Source organism: Streptomyces sp. NPDC006332 (assembly GCF_040612855.1).
Lineage (GTDB): Bacteria > Actinomycetota > Actinomycetes > Streptomycetales > Streptomycetaceae > Streptomyces.
The window spans coordinates 42,952-60,523 of record NZ_JBEXRA010000018.1 but is presented as its reverse complement, the minus strand read 5'-3'; the positions used below and the strand labels follow the sequence as shown (position 1 = coordinate 60,523).

At 68.9% G+C, this 17,572-nt stretch carries 15 protein-coding genes and 1 pseudogene; 11 read left to right on the top strand and 5 right to left on the bottom strand.

Features of this window, described 5'->3' with window-relative positions:
- Positions 1–96: 96 nt before the first annotated feature.
- On the bottom strand, positions 97–924 hold the full coding sequence (locus tag ABZ027_RS18400) for an IclR family transcriptional regulator (RefSeq protein WP_356769442.1): 828 nt from the start codon (positions 922–924) through the stop codon (positions 97–99).
- Between the two features lie 326 nt (positions 925–1,250).
- Between ABZ027_RS18400 and ABZ027_RS18395 the strand changes: the two genes are divergently transcribed.
- The 6 genes and pseudogenes from ABZ027_RS18395 to ABZ027_RS18370 form a co-directional block, all read left to right on the top strand.
- Positions 1,251–2,039: a transporter substrate-binding domain-containing protein gene (locus ABZ027_RS18395; RefSeq protein ID WP_356769440.1), complete on the top strand. Its 789-nt coding sequence runs from the start codon at positions 1,251–1,253 to the stop codon at positions 2,037–2,039.
- A 52-nt stretch (positions 2,040–2,091) separates the two neighbouring features.
- Entirely contained in the window at positions 2,092–2,835 is a 744-nt protein-coding gene (locus ABZ027_RS18390; RefSeq protein WP_356769438.1) for an amino acid ABC transporter permease, read from the top strand.
- Positions 2,835–3,485, top strand: coding sequence for an amino acid ABC transporter permease (locus ABZ027_RS18385; protein ID WP_356769436.1), 651 nt, complete (start codon positions 2,835–2,837; stop codon positions 3,483–3,485). Before ABZ027_RS18390 ends, ABZ027_RS18385 begins: the two co-directional genes overlap by 1 nt.
- Positions 3,482–4,255 carry an amino acid ABC transporter ATP-binding protein gene (locus ABZ027_RS18380; RefSeq protein ID WP_356769434.1) on the top strand — a complete coding sequence of 258 codons (774 nt, stop codon included), beginning with the start codon at positions 3,482–3,484 and terminating at the stop codon, positions 4,253–4,255. Before ABZ027_RS18385 ends, ABZ027_RS18380 begins: the two co-directional genes overlap by 4 nt.
- 55 nt (positions 4,256–4,310) lie before the next feature.
- A complete protein-coding gene (locus tag ABZ027_RS18375; protein ID WP_356769433.1) occupies positions 4,311–5,321 on the top strand; it encodes a sugar kinase in 1,011 nt (336 codons plus the stop codon).
- A gap of 146 nt (positions 5,322–5,467) precedes the next feature.
- Positions 5,468–6,127 (top strand): annotated as a pseudogene (locus tag ABZ027_RS18370) (GAF and ANTAR domain-containing protein); the annotation flags it as partial.
- Positions 6,128–6,431: 304 nt separating this feature from the next.
- On the opposite strand, the gene ABZ027_RS18365 reads toward ABZ027_RS18370, so the two are convergent.
- Positions 6,432–6,923 (bottom strand): hemerythrin domain-containing protein, encoded by a 492-nt coding sequence (locus ABZ027_RS18365; RefSeq protein WP_356769431.1) that lies wholly within the window; start codon positions 6,921–6,923, stop codon positions 6,432–6,434.
- Between the two features lie 209 nt (positions 6,924–7,132).
- On the opposite strand from ABZ027_RS18365, the gene ABZ027_RS18360 reads away from it, so the two are divergent.
- On the top strand, positions 7,133–8,551 hold the full coding sequence (locus tag ABZ027_RS18360; RefSeq protein ID WP_356769429.1) for a DEAD/DEAH box helicase: 1,419 nt from the start codon (positions 7,133–7,135) through the stop codon (positions 8,549–8,551).
- Positions 8,552–8,607: 56 nt separating this feature from the next.
- Here the strand turns inward: ABZ027_RS18360 and ABZ027_RS18355 are convergent, their stop codons facing one another.
- Complete coding sequence (locus ABZ027_RS18355; RefSeq protein ID WP_356769427.1) at positions 8,608–9,525, bottom strand: DMT family transporter; 918 nt, start codon at positions 9,523–9,525, stop codon at positions 8,608–8,610.
- Positions 9,526–9,715: 190 nt separating this feature from the next.
- Here ABZ027_RS18355 and ABZ027_RS18350 point away from each other — a divergent pair, with 190 nt between their 5' ends.
- Positions 9,716–10,168: an Lrp/AsnC family transcriptional regulator gene (locus ABZ027_RS18350; protein ID WP_356769425.1), complete on the top strand. Its 453-nt coding sequence runs from the start codon at positions 9,716–9,718 to the stop codon at positions 10,166–10,168.
- Positions 10,169–10,348: 180 nt separating this feature from the next.
- Positions 10,349–12,673, top strand: a complete 2,325-nt coding sequence (locus tag ABZ027_RS18345) for a glycoside hydrolase family 95-like protein (protein WP_356769423.1) — start codon at positions 10,349–10,351, stop codon at positions 12,671–12,673.
- Positions 12,674–12,729: 56 nt separating this feature from the next.
- Here the strand turns inward: ABZ027_RS18345 and ABZ027_RS18340 are convergent, their stop codons facing one another.
- Both ABZ027_RS18340 and ABZ027_RS18335 read right to left on the bottom strand, forming a co-directional pair.
- The gene (locus ABZ027_RS18340) at positions 12,730–13,482 is read right to left on the bottom strand and encodes a polysaccharide lyase (RefSeq protein WP_356769421.1); all 753 of its coding nucleotides are present in this window, start codon (positions 13,480–13,482) and stop codon (positions 12,730–12,732) included.
- Between the two features lie 6 nt (positions 13,483–13,488).
- Positions 13,489–14,169, bottom strand: a complete 681-nt coding sequence (locus ABZ027_RS18335) for a polysaccharide lyase family 7 protein (protein WP_356769419.1) — start codon at positions 14,167–14,169, stop codon at positions 13,489–13,491.
- Between the two features lie 373 nt (positions 14,170–14,542).
- Between ABZ027_RS18335 and ABZ027_RS18330 the strand changes: the two genes are divergently transcribed.
- Positions 14,543–16,237, top strand: coding sequence for a glycosyl hydrolase family 28-related protein (locus ABZ027_RS18330; protein WP_356769417.1), 1,695 nt, complete (start codon positions 14,543–14,545; stop codon positions 16,235–16,237).
- Between the two features lie 49 nt (positions 16,238–16,286).
- A complete protein-coding gene (locus tag ABZ027_RS18325) occupies positions 16,287–17,561 on the top strand; it encodes an alginate lyase family protein (protein WP_356769415.1) in 1,275 nt (424 codons plus the stop codon).
- Positions 17,562–17,572 lie beyond the last annotated feature (11 nt).

Below are 17,572 nucleotides of genomic sequence, written 5' to 3'. Positions count from 1 at the left end.
CACGCACCGGACGCCGCTCCTCAACGGGCAAACGTTGCCTGCCACGGCACTAGGGTCGCCACCCGCAGCCCCACAACGCGATATACGTGTGGACGTTCACCGAGGTGTCGGAGCGATCCCGCCCAAGCGGCCGGTGAGCGCCTGGGATGCCTCGACGACCCGCCGTCCGATCTCCGCGAGGCGGTCGTGTGTCACCCGGGAGGCCGGGCCGGAGATGCTGACCGCCGTGACGACGGCCCCGCTGTGGTTGAAGGCGGGTGCGGCCACGCAGCGGATGTCGAGTTCGTTCTCCACGTCGTCGACGGCGTACCCGCGCTCACGGATGCGGGCGAGTTCGGCGTGCAGTTGCTCGGGCGAGGTGATGGTGGCCGGCGTGCGGGCGGGCATGCCGGCCGCCACCACCTTGTCGAGCACGTCGTCCCCGGCGTGTGCGAGGAACGCCTTGCCGGTGGCTGTGCAGTAGGCGGGCTGGCGTCCGCCGACCCTGGAGTGCATGCGTACGGCCTGAGGGCTCTCGACCTTGTCGATGTAGACGATCTCCGGGGGGTCAAAGCTGACCAGGTGCACCGCTTCGCGCACGTCCTGGGCGAGTTGGTGCAGCAACGGCGACGCGGTGCGCCGGATGTCGAGGCGCTCCAGGTAGAGCTGCCCGAGCAGGGCGTTCTGCGGCCCGAGCCGATAGTGGCCGCTCTCCGGATCCTGATCCACCAGTCGTTCTTCCCGCAGCGGGCCGACGAGCCGCAGCACGGTGCTCTTGCTCATCTGGAGCCCGGTGGCGAGGTCGGTGAGTGAGGTGCCGTGCGGATGGCCGTCGTCCTCGGCCAGGTACATCAGGATGCTCAGCGCACGCCGCAAGGACGATGAGGCGTTGCGAGGAGCCCCAGGACTGTCAGGGGTCTGATTCGCGCTGTCGAGCGAAGCCACGCCGGTTCCTCCTGCGCAGGATGCGGTGCGAGGGCGTGCAGCCCCCGCCGGTCCCGGGCGGGGGACCCGACGGCACCTTACCGTACTGCATAGCAAAACTGAATGTCACATATTGAAATCGACCGTTGACGACCGTGGGGCACCCGGCTAGCTTCTCCCCAACGTTATGCGAAACGTGATTTTGCATAGCAGAACGTAACTGACGATCGATGGCGATCACCCCCTTCTCCGGCCGCTCAGGCTCCCCCTCAAACCCTCCCCGGAAGGGAATGCATGTGATGAGACTTCGTCACCGTACCCGCCCTCTGATGACGATTTGTATCGGTGTGACCGCTGTCGCATCACTGGCCGCCTGCAGCGCCGGCAGCGGCACCTCGGCCGCGAACCAGCAGGCCTCGACGCTCCAGGACGTCATCAAGCGGGGCACCCTCAACGTCGCCAGCTGCCTGACGTTCCCGCCGTTCGGCTCGATGGACAAGAACAACAAGCCGCAGGGCTTTGACGTCGACGTCGCCACCGCCATGGCCACCGCCCTCGGCGTCAAGGTCAAGATCGTGGACACCACGTCCGCAAACCGCATTCCCAACCTGCAGACCAAGAAGGTCGACGCGGTGGTCTGCAATTTCACCACCACCGCGGAGCGCGCCAAGCAGGTCGCCTTCAGCGACCCCTACATCGTCGCGGGTGAGGTGATGCTGGTGAAGAAGTCCAGCGGCATCTCCGCTCTGCAGGACCTCACCGGCAAGACGGTCGCGGTGACCAAGGGATCCACCAACGGCGACGCCGTCAAGGCCGGCAACCCCAAGGCGAAGATCCAGGAGTACGACACCTCCTCCGCCGCCGTGCTCGCCGTCAAGCAGGGTCAGGCCGACGCCATGGTCGAGGACTCCAACTTCCTCAACTTCCAGGCCAAGACCGACCCCTCGCTGAAGGTCACCAAGGACTCCGTCGTACCGCTGGAGTACAACGGCATCGGCGTTCCGCTGGGCGACGCCACCTGGCTGCAGTGGGTCAACACATGGCTGCGGGAGTTCAACACCTCGGGGCAGGCCAACGCCCTCTACAAGAAGTGGTTCGGCGTGGACCGCGTCTACCCGCTCAACCCGTCCTACTGAGTCCCGGCCGGGCGGCGGCCACCCCTTGGCCGCCGCCCCATGGAGGAGTCCCATGTTCGTTGACTGGACCTACGCCCTCCGGGACTGGGCCACCTATCTCGACGCGGCCTGGCTGTCCCTGAAACTGTCGCTCGAGGCCTTCGCGCTCGCCTTCGCCCTCGGCCTGCTCGGCGCGCTCGCCCGCAGATCCCGCTACGCGGTCCTGCGCGCGCCCGCCGCCGTCTACGTCGAGGTCATGCGCAACACCCCCGTGCTGCTGCAGATGTTCGTGGCCTACTTCGCCCTTCCCTCAGCGGGCCTGCGGCTGAGCCCGGTGCAGGCGGGAGTGCTCGCCCTCGGCGTGAACGTGGGCGCGTACCTCACCGAGATCTTCCGGGCCGGCATCCAGGCCGTCCCGCGCGGTCAGAGCGAGGCAGCCCGGGTGCTGGCCCTGAGCCCGCCGCGCACCTTCCTGTACGTGGTGCTCCCGCAGGCCCTGCGCAACGTCTACCCCGCCGTGGTGAACCAACTGGTCCAGATCATCCTGGGCTCGTCGCTGCTGTCCGCGATCTCCGTCCCCGAGCTGACCGGCACGGCCATGGTCATCAACTCCCGCACCCTGCTGACCGTGCAGGTCTTCGGTATCGCCGCGGTGCTCTACCTGATCCTCACCAACGCGGTCGTCCTGGTCGCCGGGCTCATCGGACGCGTCGCGTTCAAGCCTCCGCTGCGTCCTTCCGAACGGCCCCGTCCCCTGAGCGCCGTACGCCGTCTGCTGCCGGTCCGTTCCGCGCGTCCCGTCCAGAAGGAGGCCTGATGGACTGGTCGGTCATCTGGTCGAACCGTGAACTGTACGTCTCCGGCCTGTGGGCCACCGTACTGCTGTCGATCGCGGCGATCGCCACCGGAACACTGCTCGGGCTGGTCGTCGCGGCCCTGCGCACCAGCCGCATCCCGGTGGTGGCCCAACTCGCCCGCGGTTACCTGGAGGTCTTCCGCGGCACTCCGCTGCTGATCCAGATGCTCTTCCTCTACTTCGGCGCGGCCTACCTGGGCCTCGTCGGCATCACCGTCTTCGGCGCGGCCCTGCTCGCCCTGACGCTCTACCAGGGCGCCTACATCGCGGAGATCTTCCGGGCGGGCATCGAGGCGGTGCCCCGCGGTCAGTGGGAAGCGGCCCGGGTACTGGGTCTGCCCCGCGTCCAGACGTTCTTCAGCGTCATCCTCCCCCAGACCCGGCCGATCGTCCTTCCCCCGCTGGTCGGCCAGTACCTCTCCCTGATCAAGGACACCTCGATCGCCGTGGTGATCGGGTACGTCGAACTGGTCCGCCAGGGACAGGCCGTGATCGACCGTGTGGGAGACCCCGGCACGTCCTACCTCGCTGTCGCCGCCCTGTACTTCGTCATCTGTTACCCGCTGTCGCTGTTCGTGCGGCACATGGAGCGAAAGGCTGTCACCGCATGATGATCACCGATCCCGCCGCCCAGCAGAAGGCGGTGACCACGTCGAGGATCTCTCTGTCCGGCGTGCACAAGCGCTTCGGTGAGCTGGAGGTCCTCAAGGGAGTCGACATCACGGTGGAGCCGGGCGAGGTCGTCGTCCTGATCGGCGCCAGCGGATCCGGCAAGAGCACCCTGCTGCGCATCATGTGCGACCTGGAGCGAGCCGACAGCGGGGAGGTGTGGGTGGGCGGTGTCCCGCTGCACGACCGCAAGCGCGCACCGGAGATCTTCGGGCACGTCGGGATGGTGTTCCAGCAGTTCAACCTCTTCCCGCACAAGACCGCGCTGGGCAACGTCACGCTCGCCCTGCTGAAGGTCAGGAAGCTCTCCCGCGCTCAGGCGGAGGAGCGTGGCCGGGCGGCCCTGAAGCGGGTCGGGCTCGCCGACAAGGCCGACTCCTACCCGGCGCAGCTGTCCGGAGGGCAGCAGCAGCGCGTCGCCATCGCCCGCGCACTGGCCATGGACCCCGCGATCATGTTCTTCGACGAACCGACCTCCGCTCTCGACCCCGAACTCGTCGGCGAGGTCACCGGCGTCATGCGTTCCCTCGCCGAGGACGGCATGACCATGGTCGTGGTCACCCACGAGATGCGCTTCGCCAGGGACACCGCCGACCGCGTGGTGTTCATGGACGGCGGTGTCGTCCTCGAACAGGGCTCCCCCGAGCAGGTCTTCGGCAGTCCCGCCGAAGCACGCACCCAGCAGTTCCTGCACCGCGTCCTGGACACCTGAGAGGCGCTCCTTCCGCCCTGGCACCGCCGTCCGAGAACCCGCAGAAGGAACACCTGTGGTCATCCCACCCCCTTCTCCTCGTGAGCCGACCCGCTCCGAGCCCAGCGCCGACGTGGTGTGCATCGGGGAGACCATGGCCGTACTCAGCCCTCGGGACACCCGGCCGCTCGCGCACCAGAGAGCACTCGCGCTCGCTGTGGGCGGAGCGGAGTCCAACGTGGCCTGCGCCCTGGTCGCCCTGGGGCACAGCGCCGCGTGGGTGGGCCGGGTGGGTGACGATCCCCTCGGACGGCGTGTCCTGGCGGACCTCACCACCCGGGGCGTCGACGTCTCCGCCGTCGAGACGGACCCGCTGCGGCCGACCGGCGTGTACTTCAAGGACACCGGCCCGGAAGGCACCGGCACGTACTACTACCGCCGGGACTCCGCGGCCGCCGCCATGGACACCGGCCTGACGGACCTTCCGCTCCTGCGCCGAGCGCGCGCGCTGCACCTCTCCGGCATCACCGCCGCGCTCTCCGACACCTGCGCCGAACTGGTCACCGACCTCGTCATCCGGCGCAGCGTCCCCGGCCCCGCCATCTCCTTCGACGTCAACCACCGCCCCGCGCTGTGGCGGCACCGTCCGGCCGACGCCGCTCCCGTCCTGAAGGAGTTGGCCCGTGGCGCCGACCTCGTGTTCGTCGGACGCGACGAGGCCGAGAGACTGTGGGGCACCCGCACGGCTCACGACATCCGCGACCTGCTCGGCCCCGGCCCGGCACTGGTCGTCAAGGACGCCGGGCGCGGTGCGACGGCGTACGGCGCCGACGGTGCGGAGACCTACGTCCCCACCCCGGCCGCCCGGGTCGTCGAGCCCGTCGGAGCCGGTGACGCCTTCGCCGCCGGCTACCTCGCGGCACTCCTGGAAGGCCGCACCCCGGCGAACGGACTGCGCCTGGGTCACCTGGTGGCCGCGGCGACACTCGGCACCCGGGAGGACGTCCCCACCGACCTGGCCCGCGACACCCTCGATCACCACCTCGCCCTCGACAACGCGGCCTGGTCCGCGCTACGCCTGAGCTGACGCCGTCGAGAATCAGCGCCTCAACGGCTGGACCTGCTCTCTTACCTCGATCCGCCAGATGGCTCGCGCGAAAATTGGGGTAGGCGGGTTGTCCGGACCGGACGAGAGCGGAGGACGAAGTGGACTGGGGATGGTTCGCACAGCAGATGGCGTCGATGGCACGGGACCTGCTGGCACAGGAATCGGTCGATGCCACACTCCAGCGGATCACGGCGTCGGCCACCGAGCTGGTGGACGGCTGCGACGCGGCCGGCATTCTGGTGCTGCACCGCGATCAGGTGGAAACTCTCGCGCCCACCGACCAGGTGGTCATCGACAGTGATCAGCTGCAGGAGCGGTTGGGTGAAGGGCCCTGCTTCGACGCGGCCCTCAGCTCGCAGGGTGAGCGGGTCTTCCGCATCGCCGACCTCGCCGGCGAGAAGCCGCGCTGGCCTGCCTACGCCCCGCAGGCCCGCGAGCTCGGCGTGGGCAGCATGATGGGCTTCCTGCTGTTCACCGAGGACGAAGACCTCGGCGCGCTCAACCTCTACTCCCGCGAACCCGGCGCGTTCACCGAGACCAGCGAGCTGGCCGGGTGGCTGCTGGCCTCCCACGCGGCCATCGCCTTCTCCAGCGCCCGCGCCCACTCCCAGATGAAGAACGCCGTCGCCACCCGCCACATCATCGGCGAGGCCATGGGAATCATCATGGGCCGCCACAACCTCACCGAAGAGCAGGCCTTCGACGTGCTGCGCCGCTACTCACAGGAGAACAACATCAAGCTGCGTGAGGTCGCGAGACTGGTCTGCGAACAGGGCAGCCTCTCGCGACCCACGAGGGGCGGCTCCCCCGGCACCACGTCTGAACCAGAGGAACCTGAGCCGGTCCAGCCCCATGGGAACCCTGATCCGGCCTGCGAACCAAGTCCCCCATAGCGACCGGTCCACACCTGGGTTCCTGGTCAGACGTGGGGCGGGAGCCCGCCTCCCCATGCCACGCTTCGCCGCCCGGCATGGGGAGACGGGCCTCCGCCCTGTGAGCTGCCCCGCGCACCCGCTTCTCCCCCGCCCCCGCACCGTCCAAAGCGCCCTCCCACCGTCCACAGCAGGGGGGCGCGTCGACGGGTCGCGGTCAGGATTTGACGATTCGGCGCACGTTGTCGACGGCGCCGCAGTCTGCCTTCAGCTGACGCTCCCGCTCTTCCAGGAACGCCGCGCCCAGCTCCTCCCGACGCTCCATGGCGACGTTCTCGCGTGCGCCATTGAGGATGGTGCGCTCCTCCTCGTCGGCGTGGTGCGTGACAGCCTCCACGAGCTCTTCCAGCTTCGTGTCCCAGTCCTCCGAGCCGACCTCGGTGACCTCCAGGAGCGCGAGGAGCGCCTTGTTGCCCTCCTCGTGCTCCTCCTCGCCGTGCTCCACCTCTTCGTCCTCGATCTTCTTGTAGCGCTTGAGGGCGGGATACACCTTTGCCTCCTCCGCCTGCGCGTGCGCGATCAGCAGGTCGGCGAACTCCCGCAGGGCGGCGGCCCGGTCGGCTTCGACGCTGCGCATCAGACGGAAGAGATCCTCCATTTTTCGGTGATCCCGGAGAATGAGTTCAACGACGTCTCGTGTCTCGGCCATGGCACGGGCTTCACTTTCATGCGAGGGAACCTTGCCGGACCCGACTACCCCCGTCCGCCGTGTTCAGTGATCCCTGATCTGCGGGCTCCGTCGGAAACCGCCTCCCGTGTCCACAGGTAAAATACGGTCCACGCTTCGACACCGTCGGCGCCCGTACCCAGGGGTACGGGCCCGCCACGTTCCGGGGCACCAGACCAGAGAGGTTCCCCATGAACACGAAGTCGTCGAAGCCCGGACTCCCCCGTGCCGGAAAGCCGCCGCGGGCGACAGCACGGCACAACGAACTCCCGACACCACCGGCGACGTCCCCGGGTCTGCCGCCTGCCGGGTCCTTCGAAGCACTCGGGCTGCCGCCGGAGTTGCTGACGACGATGACCGGCCTCGGAGTGACGGAGCCCTTCCCGATCCAGGCGGCCACCCTGCCCAACGCGCTGGCCGGCCGTGACGTCCTCGGCCGTGCGCGGACCGGCTCCGGCAAGACACTGGCCTTCGGGCTGCCGCTGCTGATGCGGACGGCCGGCCTGCGAGCGGAGTCGAAGCGACCGCTGGCGCTGGTCCTGGTGCCGACCCGGGAGCTCGCACAGCAGGTGAGCGACGCCCTGGCCCCGTACGCGCGGACCCTGAACGTACGGCTGGCGACGGTCGTCGGAGGTCTGTCGATCAACCGGCAGACGGCGCTGCTAAGGAGCGGAGCCGACGTGGTCATCGCGACGCCGGGGCGCCTGGCCGACCTGGTGTCGCGCCGGGACTGCCACCTGAATCAGGTACGGATCACGGTGCTGGACGAGGCGGACCAGATGTGCGACCTGGGGTTTTTGCCGCAGGTCACCGAGATCCTGGACCAGGTCCGCTCCGACGGTCAGCGTCTGTTGTTCTCGGCCACTCTCGACCGGGACGTCGACCAGCTGGTGCACAACCACCTTCACGACCCGGTGCTGGCCTCGGTCGACCGGGGGGCGGACGCGGTCACCACGATGGAGCACCACGTGCTGAACATCCACGCCCCCGACAAGTACGCGACCGCGACCGAGATCGCCGCACGCGACGGCCGGGTGCTGATGTTCCTGGACACCAAGGCGGGCGTGGACCAGTTCACCCGTCACCTGCGGGCCAGCGGGGTACGGGCCGGTGCTCTGCACAGCGGCAAGTCGCAGCCGCAGCGCACCCACACGCTCGCCCAGTTCAAGGACGGTGAGATCACCGTGCTGGTGGCCACCAACGTCGCGGCGCGGGGCATCCACATCGACGCTCTCGACCTCGTCGTCAACGTCGACCCGCCGGCCGACGCCAAGGACTACCTGCACCGTGGGGGACGCACGGCACGCGCCGGGGAGTCAGGAAACGTGGTCACCCTGGTCACCCCCAGCCAACGCCGGGACGTGAACCGGATGATGTCCGACGCCGGGATCCGGCCGACGACCACACAGGTGCGCTCCGGCGACGAGAAGCTGACCGCCATCACCGGCGCGAAGCGCCCGCCGACAGGGGGGAAGAGCAGCGGCGGCAACGTTCCCTTCCGCGGCCTCGGCAACCGTGCGGGCCGCCCCGCGAAGGAGTCCCGGAAAGCCGCCGAGGCCCGCAAGGCCGCGGAAGCCCGGGCGGCGGCGCGGGTACGTAGGGGTCGCTGACGCGGGGCGGGCACCATAGCCGGGGGGAGAGCCGTGGGCTCGCCCCCGCACCGCAGTCAGGCGGACGGCTGGCCGATCGGAACCGGCTCGCGAGCCGGGGCTTTCCCGACGGCGGTTCGGCGTTCGACCAATCCGAGTGCCACACCGGCGATGATGACCACGCCGCCGAGGACCTGGGCGAGCCGGACCGTCTCACCGTTGATCACCACGGCACCGAGCACACCGAACACCGGTACCAGGTTGAGGATGTTGACGGCGACGCTCGATGTCATCCGGCGCAGGCCGTAGTTGTAGAGGAGGAAGCCGCCGACGGAACACGCCACGGCCAGATAGGCGAGCAGCGCCGAGGCCGTGGTGTCCGGCACCCGCCAGTCCCGGATCTCCAGGAGCGAGGCGAGCAGGAAGCCGGCGGCACCGGCCACGGTCTGGTGGTAGGTGAGGTTCACCGCGTCCTGCCCGCGACCCGCGTACTTGGTCAGCACGTTGTACCCGGCAAACACCAGCCCGCCGAGCAGCAGCAGAACATCGCCGAACCAGCGTGCGCCGCCTCCGACTTCGGCCCCGTTGCGCACGACCAGGAAGGCTCCCCCCGCGGCGAGCAGCACGCCGGCGACCCGCAGCAGCGGCATCCTGGTCCGGAAGACCACCAGCTCCAGGAGCATGGTCATCAGCGGATACGAGGCCACGATCAGGGAGGCGTCGGAGGCGGTCGACAACTCGACGCCGATGTTCTCCAGTACGAAGTAGACCGTGATGCCGAGCAGACCGCTCAGGTGGATCATCCGCCGTTGGCGGGTGTCCGGCCGCACGGCCGGCTTGCCGCGCATGCGCACCATGATCCAGAGCAGTGCGGCGGCGATCGTGAAGCGGGCGGCCCCGATGCTCAGCGGACCGACGCTCGCCAGTACCTCCTTGGTCACCGCGTACGAGCTGCTCCAGAACAGCGCGGCCGCCACGACGGAACACGTCGCCAAGACCCTGGTTTTCCGCTCGTCCACCCCTGCTGCCCCATTTCCATGTTTTCCCGCGCACTTCCGGCTCCGCCCCGACCGCGCAGTGGAGCAGCGAATCAAGAACGGAAATTCCGCTGGAACGCTAGCAACTGATCCGGGAGTTTGACATCCTGACCGAACATAATTCGGCTGGGTGGAGATGTGACGGGATATGGATGAACTAGATTCGGCGTTGCTGCGCCTTCTGCAGCAAGACGGTCGGCGCACCAACCGGGACCTGGCGCAGGAGTTGGGGATCGCACCCTCCACCTGCCTGGAGCGGGTGCGCTCCCTTCGCGAGCGCGGGGTGCTGCTCGGATTCCACGCCGAGGTGGACCTCCCCTCGGTCGGCCGGGGGCTGCAGGCCATCATCGCCGTGCGGGTGCGGCCGCCGTCGCGTACGGTCATCGAGCAGTTCCAGGCCTTCGTGGCGCGGATGCCCGAGGTGATCGCGGTCTTCGTGACCACGGGCACCGACGACTTCCTCCTGCATGTGGCCGTTCGCGACACCGACCATCTGAACGCGGTGGTCCTCGACAAGCTGACCGAGCGACAGGAACTCGCGGACGTACGCACCTCGGTGCTCTACGGACACTCACGGAAGAACGTCATCGAGCCGATGTGAGGTCCTCGACAGACATCGGTCCACTTCCTCACCCTCGCCCAGGGAGTGCGGCTGAACTCCCCGGGCTGACCTGCTCGTACCTCCCTTCCTGATTTCCGATACGTCGGAGGTCTTCCCCAATCACTCAAGGGACCTGCACTATGCCCTGGAAGTTCACAACCAGAAATGGGAGGCACCTACGTGACCGCGACGCCAGGGAACGGGATCTCTCGAAGAGGTGTGATCGGCACGGCGGCCGCGGTCGCCGCGGGGAGCTGGTCGATCGGGTCCGGCACCGCCTGGGCGGCGTCCCCGTCGCCGGCGGGGGCGACAGACCTGTACGAACGGATGGCCAGAGCTGCCGCCCTGCGGTGGCGGCGGATGCCCGGCGACTGGAAGGACGGCCCCTTCCTCGGCAACGGCCTGCTCGGGGTGCAGGTGTACCGAGGTGCGACGGCCAACTCCGTGAAAGTCATGGTCAGCCACAGCCAGGTGCAGGACCAGCGACCTCAGTGGCGCGCTCCGTACGGATTCTCCCGGCTACCCATAGGGCATTTCGACCTCACCCTCGCCGGCGAGGTGACCGGCGTCGACTGGACCCTGGACATCTGGGACGCCGAGCTGCGCGGTGTCGTCACCACCACCCGGGGCAGCGTCCGCTTCTCGATGCTGGTGCACAACGCCCGTACCGCACTGCTGATCTCCACCCGGCCCAGTGCCGGCGAGGAGGCAGCGGCCTGGTCGTTCAGCTGGCTGCCCGCCATCTCGCCGCGTGAAAAGGACAAGCCCGCCGACTACACGGGCAACCCGGACCCCCGGACCGGATCCACCGGCGCCACCCACTACGTCGAGCAGCCGCTGATCGCGGGCGGCGGATGGACCACCGCGTGGCGTGAACGGCGTGTCGGCAGCGGCAGGTTGCTGGCCGCGCACATCGTCTACCGCTACCCCGACGACCTGTCGCGCACGACGAGGCTGGCCGTCGCCGAAGTGGCCCGCACGCTGTCCGCGGAACCGGACGACCTGGTGCGCGACCACCGCGCCTGGTGGCACCGCTTCTACCGGCGCAGCCTGCTGTCAGTACCGGACAAACGCATCCAGGACTTCTACTGGATCCAGCTCTACAAGGCCGCCTGCGCCACCCGGGCAGGCGGGCCCTCGATGTCCGAGTGGGGGCCGTGGTACCCGGAGACCGGGGGCAGCTGGAGCGCCGTGTGGTGGAACCTCAACGTGCAGATCGCCACCTGGCTGATCCAGGGGTCCCATCACCCCGAACTCGACTCCGTCACCTCCACCTTCAAGAACTTCGAGAAGTACCTGCCGCTCTCCGTCCCGCCGGAGTTCCAGGACGGCGACACCTACGCCCTGGCCCACCCCTCGGACTGGATGCTGCGCCCCGGCGCCAAGACCGTCGGTGTCCCCGGCACCTCCACCAAGACCGACAACAACGGCAATCTCATCTGGGCCATGCACAACGTCTGGCTCAGCTACCGCCACACCATGGACCTGTCGATCGTGCGTGACGTCCTCTACCCGATCCTGGTCAAGGCGGTGAACTTCTACGACCACTTCCTGTACGAGGGCGGCGACGGAAAACTGCACCTGCCGCTCACCCGGTCGCCCGAGTGGGCGGACGCCACCGACTGCACCTACGACCTCTCCCTGATCCGCTGGGGCTGCGCGACCCTCCTCGACTGCCTGCGCCTGCTGCGTACGGACCATCCGCGCGCCGGACGCTGGCGCGAGATCCTCCAGCGCCTGGTGGACTACCCGCGGGACGCGACCGGCGTCACCATCGGCGCCGGCAAGCCGCTCACCGAGTCCCACCGGCACTTCTCGCACATGCTGTGGCTCTTCCCGCTGCACGAACTGAGCTGGGACCGGACCGCCGACCGGGACACCATACGGACGACCTTCGACCACTGGGTCAAGGACCGCAGCCTGTGGGCCGGTTACAGCTACGCCGCCGCGTCCTCGATGGCCTCCCTGATGGAGCGCCCGGAGGACGCGCTCGACTATCTGACCTTCTTCACCGACGGCAACCTCATCAAGAACGCGTGGATGACCGCCAACACCATGTACGTCGAGGGCGGGAACCTGGCCGTCGAGAGCCCGCTGACGGCGGCCCAGTCGGTCCTCGACATGGCGGTGCAGAGCCACGGCGACGTCGTACGGGTCTTCCCCTCCGTGTCACGGCGCTGGCCCGACCTGTCGGTCCAAGGTCTGCGCACCCAGGGCGCGTTCCTCGTCGACGCGGACCGGTCGGGCGGCCGGACCCGATGGGTGCGCGTCCACAGCGAGGCGGGCGCCCCGCTCCAGTTGCAGCACGGCATCGACGGCGCCATCGACGTGCGGGACGAACGTGGGCGGCGGTTGAGCTACCGGGAGACAGGGGCCGGGCGGGTCCGGATCCAGCTCGGCCGGAACGAAACGGCTGTGGTTCTCCCGCGCGGAACGCACCCGGACCTGGGTCCGCGTGACGTGCCGGCCGTCGGTGACGCGAAGCCGTGGGGACTGCCGGACTGAGCCGGTGCCCGCGTCGAACTTCCCGGCAACGTGCACGTTGCCGGGGGCAGCGGCCGTCAGGACCAGTTGGCCGGTTCGGCGAGCGCGTACGACGAGGCGATCCGGTGGTTGTCGTGGTGGATCGTCAGTACGTCGGGGCCGCTGGGCGTACCGTCCCGCCACGCGGTGCAGTAGATGCCGTTCGACCAGCGGATGGTGCGCGAGGTCGACGGCAGGACCGTGATGCCGGTCATGCTGACGGTCTTCCTGCCGTTGAGCCAGACCTCGAAGGCGCCCGCCGAGGCCCCGGCCAGCTTCAGGCGGGCGACGACACGCAGCCACGTACCGCGCAGGGCCGTGATGGAGCCGACGGTGCCCTTGATGCCGCCGGAGCCGCCGAAACGGATCTCGTCGCCGATGACGAACATCAGGAGCCAGGGGCCCTCCGGGTCCTCCGGCGACCACTGCTGGAAGGTGACGTTCTGGTCATGGAACTCCCAGTCGGGGGCGAGGCGGATGGCCTGGCCGTAGTACTTGTCCTCGCCGACGCTCTGCGCGCCGCGCTGGATGACCTCCGAGTGGTACCCGCCCGTCTCGCCGATGTACGTCTGGGTCGCCTCCAGACAGTGGGCGCCCTTGTACACCAGGGAGTCCACGGTGGCGATCACGCCGTCCTTCTGCGTGTAGGCGTAATCCCACCCCTCGACGCTGCCGCGGTTCTGGAAGTACACCTCGTCGGCGGCGTAGGCCTGCCCGACCGCGGCGGTCGCACCGACCGTGCCTGCCAGGACGGTGCCGCCGAGCATGGCGAGAGCCTGTCGTCTGCGCACGTCGGGTCACCTCGTCCAGTAGCGGATGTTGCGGAAGCGGGCCTCCGCGCGGCCGGAACCGTGGTTGTACACGCCGTTCTTGAAGTAGCGGGTGGCGGGGCCCCGGTCGTCGACCGTGAGAACGAGGGAGTTGTCGAAGTAGACCTTGATGGTGCCGGTCCCGCTGCTCGCCTGGTGGGCGATCTTCACGTTGAACCACTTGTCGTACGCGTTCGTCCGGAGCACCGTGCCGTCGTAGCGCCGCACGGTGCCGCCGCCCGTGTCGTAGACGTTGAGCATGATGTCGGTGGCGGGGGTACCGGACGGGTGGACGCCGCGCAGGATCTGGACGAAGGAGGCGGCGTCGGTGCCGGACGGGAGGTAGACGTCGGCGTCCCACATGCGGTTGCCCGTCTTGTAGTCGACCTTCCAGCGCATCTCGGTACGCGGGTCGGTCGAGCTGTCCTCCTCGAACGGCTCGTCGGTGTCGTACACCCACATGCGGTGCACGCCGTCGCTGTAGCTGTGCCGGTCACCGAGGTCGAGGTTCCAGGGCTTCTGCCAGCTGTACGTGAACGAGGTCTGCGTCCAGCCGTCGGTCGGGTCGGCGGCCGGCGCCGCGGTGGCGAGCGGGACCTTCGGCAGGGCGAGCGCGGCGCCGCCGGCCAGCAGGCCGGCCCCGGCCCGTAGGACGGTTCTCCTGTTCATCGGGTGTCCTTTCCGGTGGGTGGGTGGTGGTGGTCGATCGTGTCGGCCGTCGCCCGGATCCGGAGTCGTCGAAGTGCCGGCCGGATCCGGCCGGGTACGTCAGGGGGCACGCGGCGTCGAAGTCCCGGCCGCGTCGAGCGCGAACGCAGGCAACCTCAATACATCGGAGGAGTCAAGGACTTGAACCAGGGTTGTTGACGACCCGTCAGCCTTCGACGCCAGAGACCGCAGTCCGACGCCCTCGATCGAGTTTTGCCCTGCACGTCTCTTTCCCGCCCCCGGGGAGACATGGCATGCTCACGACCGACACAGCTATGAACGTTGTTCATCTACATGAATCACTGCATGAGTCACTGTGGAGGAGCGGGCGGACATGAGCGAATTACCTGGCAGCGAGAGCCGAGACGGGTACACCGGCATCACGAGACGAGGCCTGCTGGGCAGCGCAGCGGTCGTGGCCGCCTACGCCGCGACGGGTGGCACAACTGCTGCCGCCGCTTCCGGCACGCACGGGCAAGTCCCACACTTATGGCGCGAGTTCACACACACCCCCTACGACCACCCGCAGATCCCCTACGTCGGCCGGGCGGGCTACCGCGGCGGACAGACGCGTTTCGCCCGCCACCCCCGCCTCTTCGACGTACGCGCCTTCGGAGCCAGGCCCGGCACCACCACCGACTCCGCTCCCGCGATCAACCGTGCCATCGCCGCTGCCGGCCGGGCCGGCGGTGGCACGGTCTCCATTCCGGCCGGGACCTTCCGCATCGACGACGTCATACGCGTCGGTCATTCGAACGTCGTTCTGCGCGGCGCCGGCAGCGGCCGCACCAGGCTGTACGCCACACGCAACCTCACCGAACTGATCGGCGTCTACGGCTCCCGCTACGGCGGTGACAAGTCGTCCTGGTCCTGGGCGGGTGGCCTCATCTGGCTCGCACCCGAGGCCCGTTGGAACTCCCTCACCGCGGCGATCCGGGCGAAGGCGTGGCCGTTCGAGGGATGGACCGGCAACCGGCGCGACGAGTGGCGGCCGCTCACCGGTGTCGCCCCCGCCCGGCAGGGCTCCTGGACGGTGACGGTCACCAGCCCCGCCGGGCTGCGTCCCGGCGCGCTCGTCCTCCTCCGGCTCGCCGACGACCCCGGCCACACCCTGCTGGAGCACATGGCGGGCGGAGGGCCCGGCCCCGAGGCGTACTACTGGGACGACAAGACGAAGCTGACCTCGTACGTCCCCTACGAGTGGCCGGTGCGCATCGCCGGTGTCCACGGCAGGAGGGTCACGCTCGAACGTCCCCTCCCGCTCGACGTCCGGCCGGAATGGAACCCCCAGCTCACCACCCACGTACCGGAGCTGACGGGCTCGGGCGTCGAGGGCCTGACCCTGGAGGCCGTGGAGACACCCCAGCAGCAGCACCTCCTCGACAAGGGGTACAACGGCGTCACCCTGCAGTGCGCCTACGACTGCTGGGTGGATGACGTGACGGTCCGTCATGTCGACAACGGTTTCGGCCTGGTGGCCGCCTCCGCCTGCACCCTGCGCCGGACGCGGGTCGCGGGCCGCGGCTCCCACCATCCCTACTTCTGCCGCGAGGGGTCGCACGACAACCTCATCGAGGACTTCACCATCGAGGAGCGCACCAGTCCCGCGCCGTCCAACACCCAACTGCACGGCATCAACGTCGAGGGACTGTCCTCGTACAACGTGTGGTCGCGCGGTGACATGCGGATGGGCACCTTCGACAGCCACAAGGGTCTGCCCTTCGCCAACGTCCGCACCGACATCACCGTGAACAACAACGGCCGTCACGGTGGTGACGCGAGCGCGGGGCCCCTGTTCGGCGCCCGCTTCACGCACTGGAACATCCGCGTCACCAACGGCCGGGCGGGCCTGATGAAGATCGACGGTCTTGCACCGTACTCCGCCACTGTCGGCGTCAGCGAGGTCACGGAGTTCGACCAGATCGACGTCCCCGACTTCACGGGCGACCTGCACACGCGACTGGAGCTGTACGGCAGCCCCGGCGCGGTGCGTCCGCAGAACCTCTACGAGGCCCAGCGCAGGCTGTAGGCCGCGCCACGCCAACCCCTGACTTCATGTACGTGATCGGAGTTGACCTATGAGCGCTCGATCCCGCCTGGGTGTCCTCTTAGCGGCCCTGGCCGCGTTCACCGCCGGCGCGGTACCCGCGGCGACAGCGAGGGTGGAGCACCTGGTGCCCAAAGCCCCGCACACCGCCGTCCTCGACGGCACCCGCATGCAGCAGACCAAAATCCGTCTGGACCGCGGCGACTCACAACTGCGGCGATCCGCACGGGCGTTGACGGCCCGTGCCGACAAGTGGCTGAACCAGGGCCCCTGGACGGTCGTCGACAAACCCAAGCCCGCACCCGGGGGTGACACCCACGACTATCTCAGTCAGGCCCCGTACTGGTGGCCCTCCACGCCACCGACCGCCGACAACCCGTGGGGCTGCCCGTATGTGCAGCGCGACGGGCAGCGCAACCCCGAGGTCGACACCGGAACGGATCGCCAGGACGTCGAGAAGGTCTTCGACTCCGCGTATGACCTGTCCCTGGCCTGGTACTACACCGGCGAGAAGCGGTACGCCGTCAAGGCCGGGCAGATCCTGCGCACCTGGTTCCTCGATCCGGCCACGAAGATGAACCCGAACCTGAACCACGCGCAGTTCATCCCCTGCAAATACGACGGCCGGGCCATCGGCATCATCGACTTCTCACAGTCGTACACCAGCGTCCTCGACGCGCTGGCCATCCTCGACACCGGCGCCGCCGGCTGGACCAAGACCGACCGTGCCGGCATGGCACGGTGGAACACCGCCTTCCTCGACTGGCTCAAGAACAGCGACTTCGGCAAGCAGGAGGCGGCAGCCGCGAACAACCACGGCACCTTCTTCGACATGCAGCTCGCCGCCCTCGCCTACGCGACGGGCGACACCGACCTGGCCCGGCGCACGGTCGTGAACGCGCGGAGCGCACGCATCGCCCCGCAGATCGCCGCGGACGGCAGCCAGCCCCAGGAGCTGGCCCGGACACGCAGTTGGCACTACTCGACCTTCGACCTGGTCGCCTACACCCGGCTCGCGGCCATCGGCCGGCACGTCGGTGTGAACCTGTGGAAGTACCAGGGTCCTGACGGGCAGAGCCTGTTCAAAGCGGTGGACTACCTGCTGCCCGCCGCGACCGGAGCCGCCGCCTGGCCGCATCCGGAGCTCGAGTTCTACCGGTACGCGGCCACCGACGTGGTGCACGCGGCCGCCGACGCGGGCGACCGGCGGGCCCAGCGGGCGGTGCCCTCGCTTCAGGAGCCACCGGGCGGCGATCTGTGGGCGCTGCGCCCGGCGGCGGAACAACTGGACTCCATCGCGGGCTGACATCGCACCGC

Coding starts and splice junctions, on each gene's coding strand:
- ABZ027_RS18350 (WP_356769425.1), top strand. CDS start 9,716: ATGGATGAACTAGATTCGGCGTTGCTGCGCCTTCTGCAGCAAGACGGT.
- ABZ027_RS18385 (WP_356769436.1), top strand. CDS start 2,835: ATGGACTGGTCGGTCATCTGGTCGAACCGTGAACTGTACGTCTCCGGC.
- ABZ027_RS18365 (WP_356769431.1), bottom strand. CDS start 6,923: ATGGCCGAGACACGAGACGTCGTTGAACTCATTCTCCGGGATCACCGA.
- ABZ027_RS18390 (WP_356769438.1), top strand. CDS start 2,092: ATGTTCGTTGACTGGACCTACGCCCTCCGGGACTGGGCCACCTATCTC.
- ABZ027_RS18335 (WP_356769419.1), bottom strand. CDS start 14,169: ATGAACAGGAGAACCGTCCTACGGGCCGGGGCCGGCCTGCTGGCCGGC.
- ABZ027_RS18330 (WP_356769417.1), top strand. CDS start 14,543: ATGAGCGAATTACCTGGCAGCGAGAGCCGAGACGGGTACACCGGCATC.
- ABZ027_RS18380 (WP_356769434.1), top strand. CDS start 3,482: ATGATGATCACCGATCCCGCCGCCCAGCAGAAGGCGGTGACCACGTCG.
- ABZ027_RS18325 (WP_356769415.1), top strand. CDS start 16,287: ATGAGCGCTCGATCCCGCCTGGGTGTCCTCTTAGCGGCCCTGGCCGCG.
- ABZ027_RS18360 (WP_356769429.1), top strand. CDS start 7,133: ATGAACACGAAGTCGTCGAAGCCCGGACTCCCCCGTGCCGGAAAGCCG.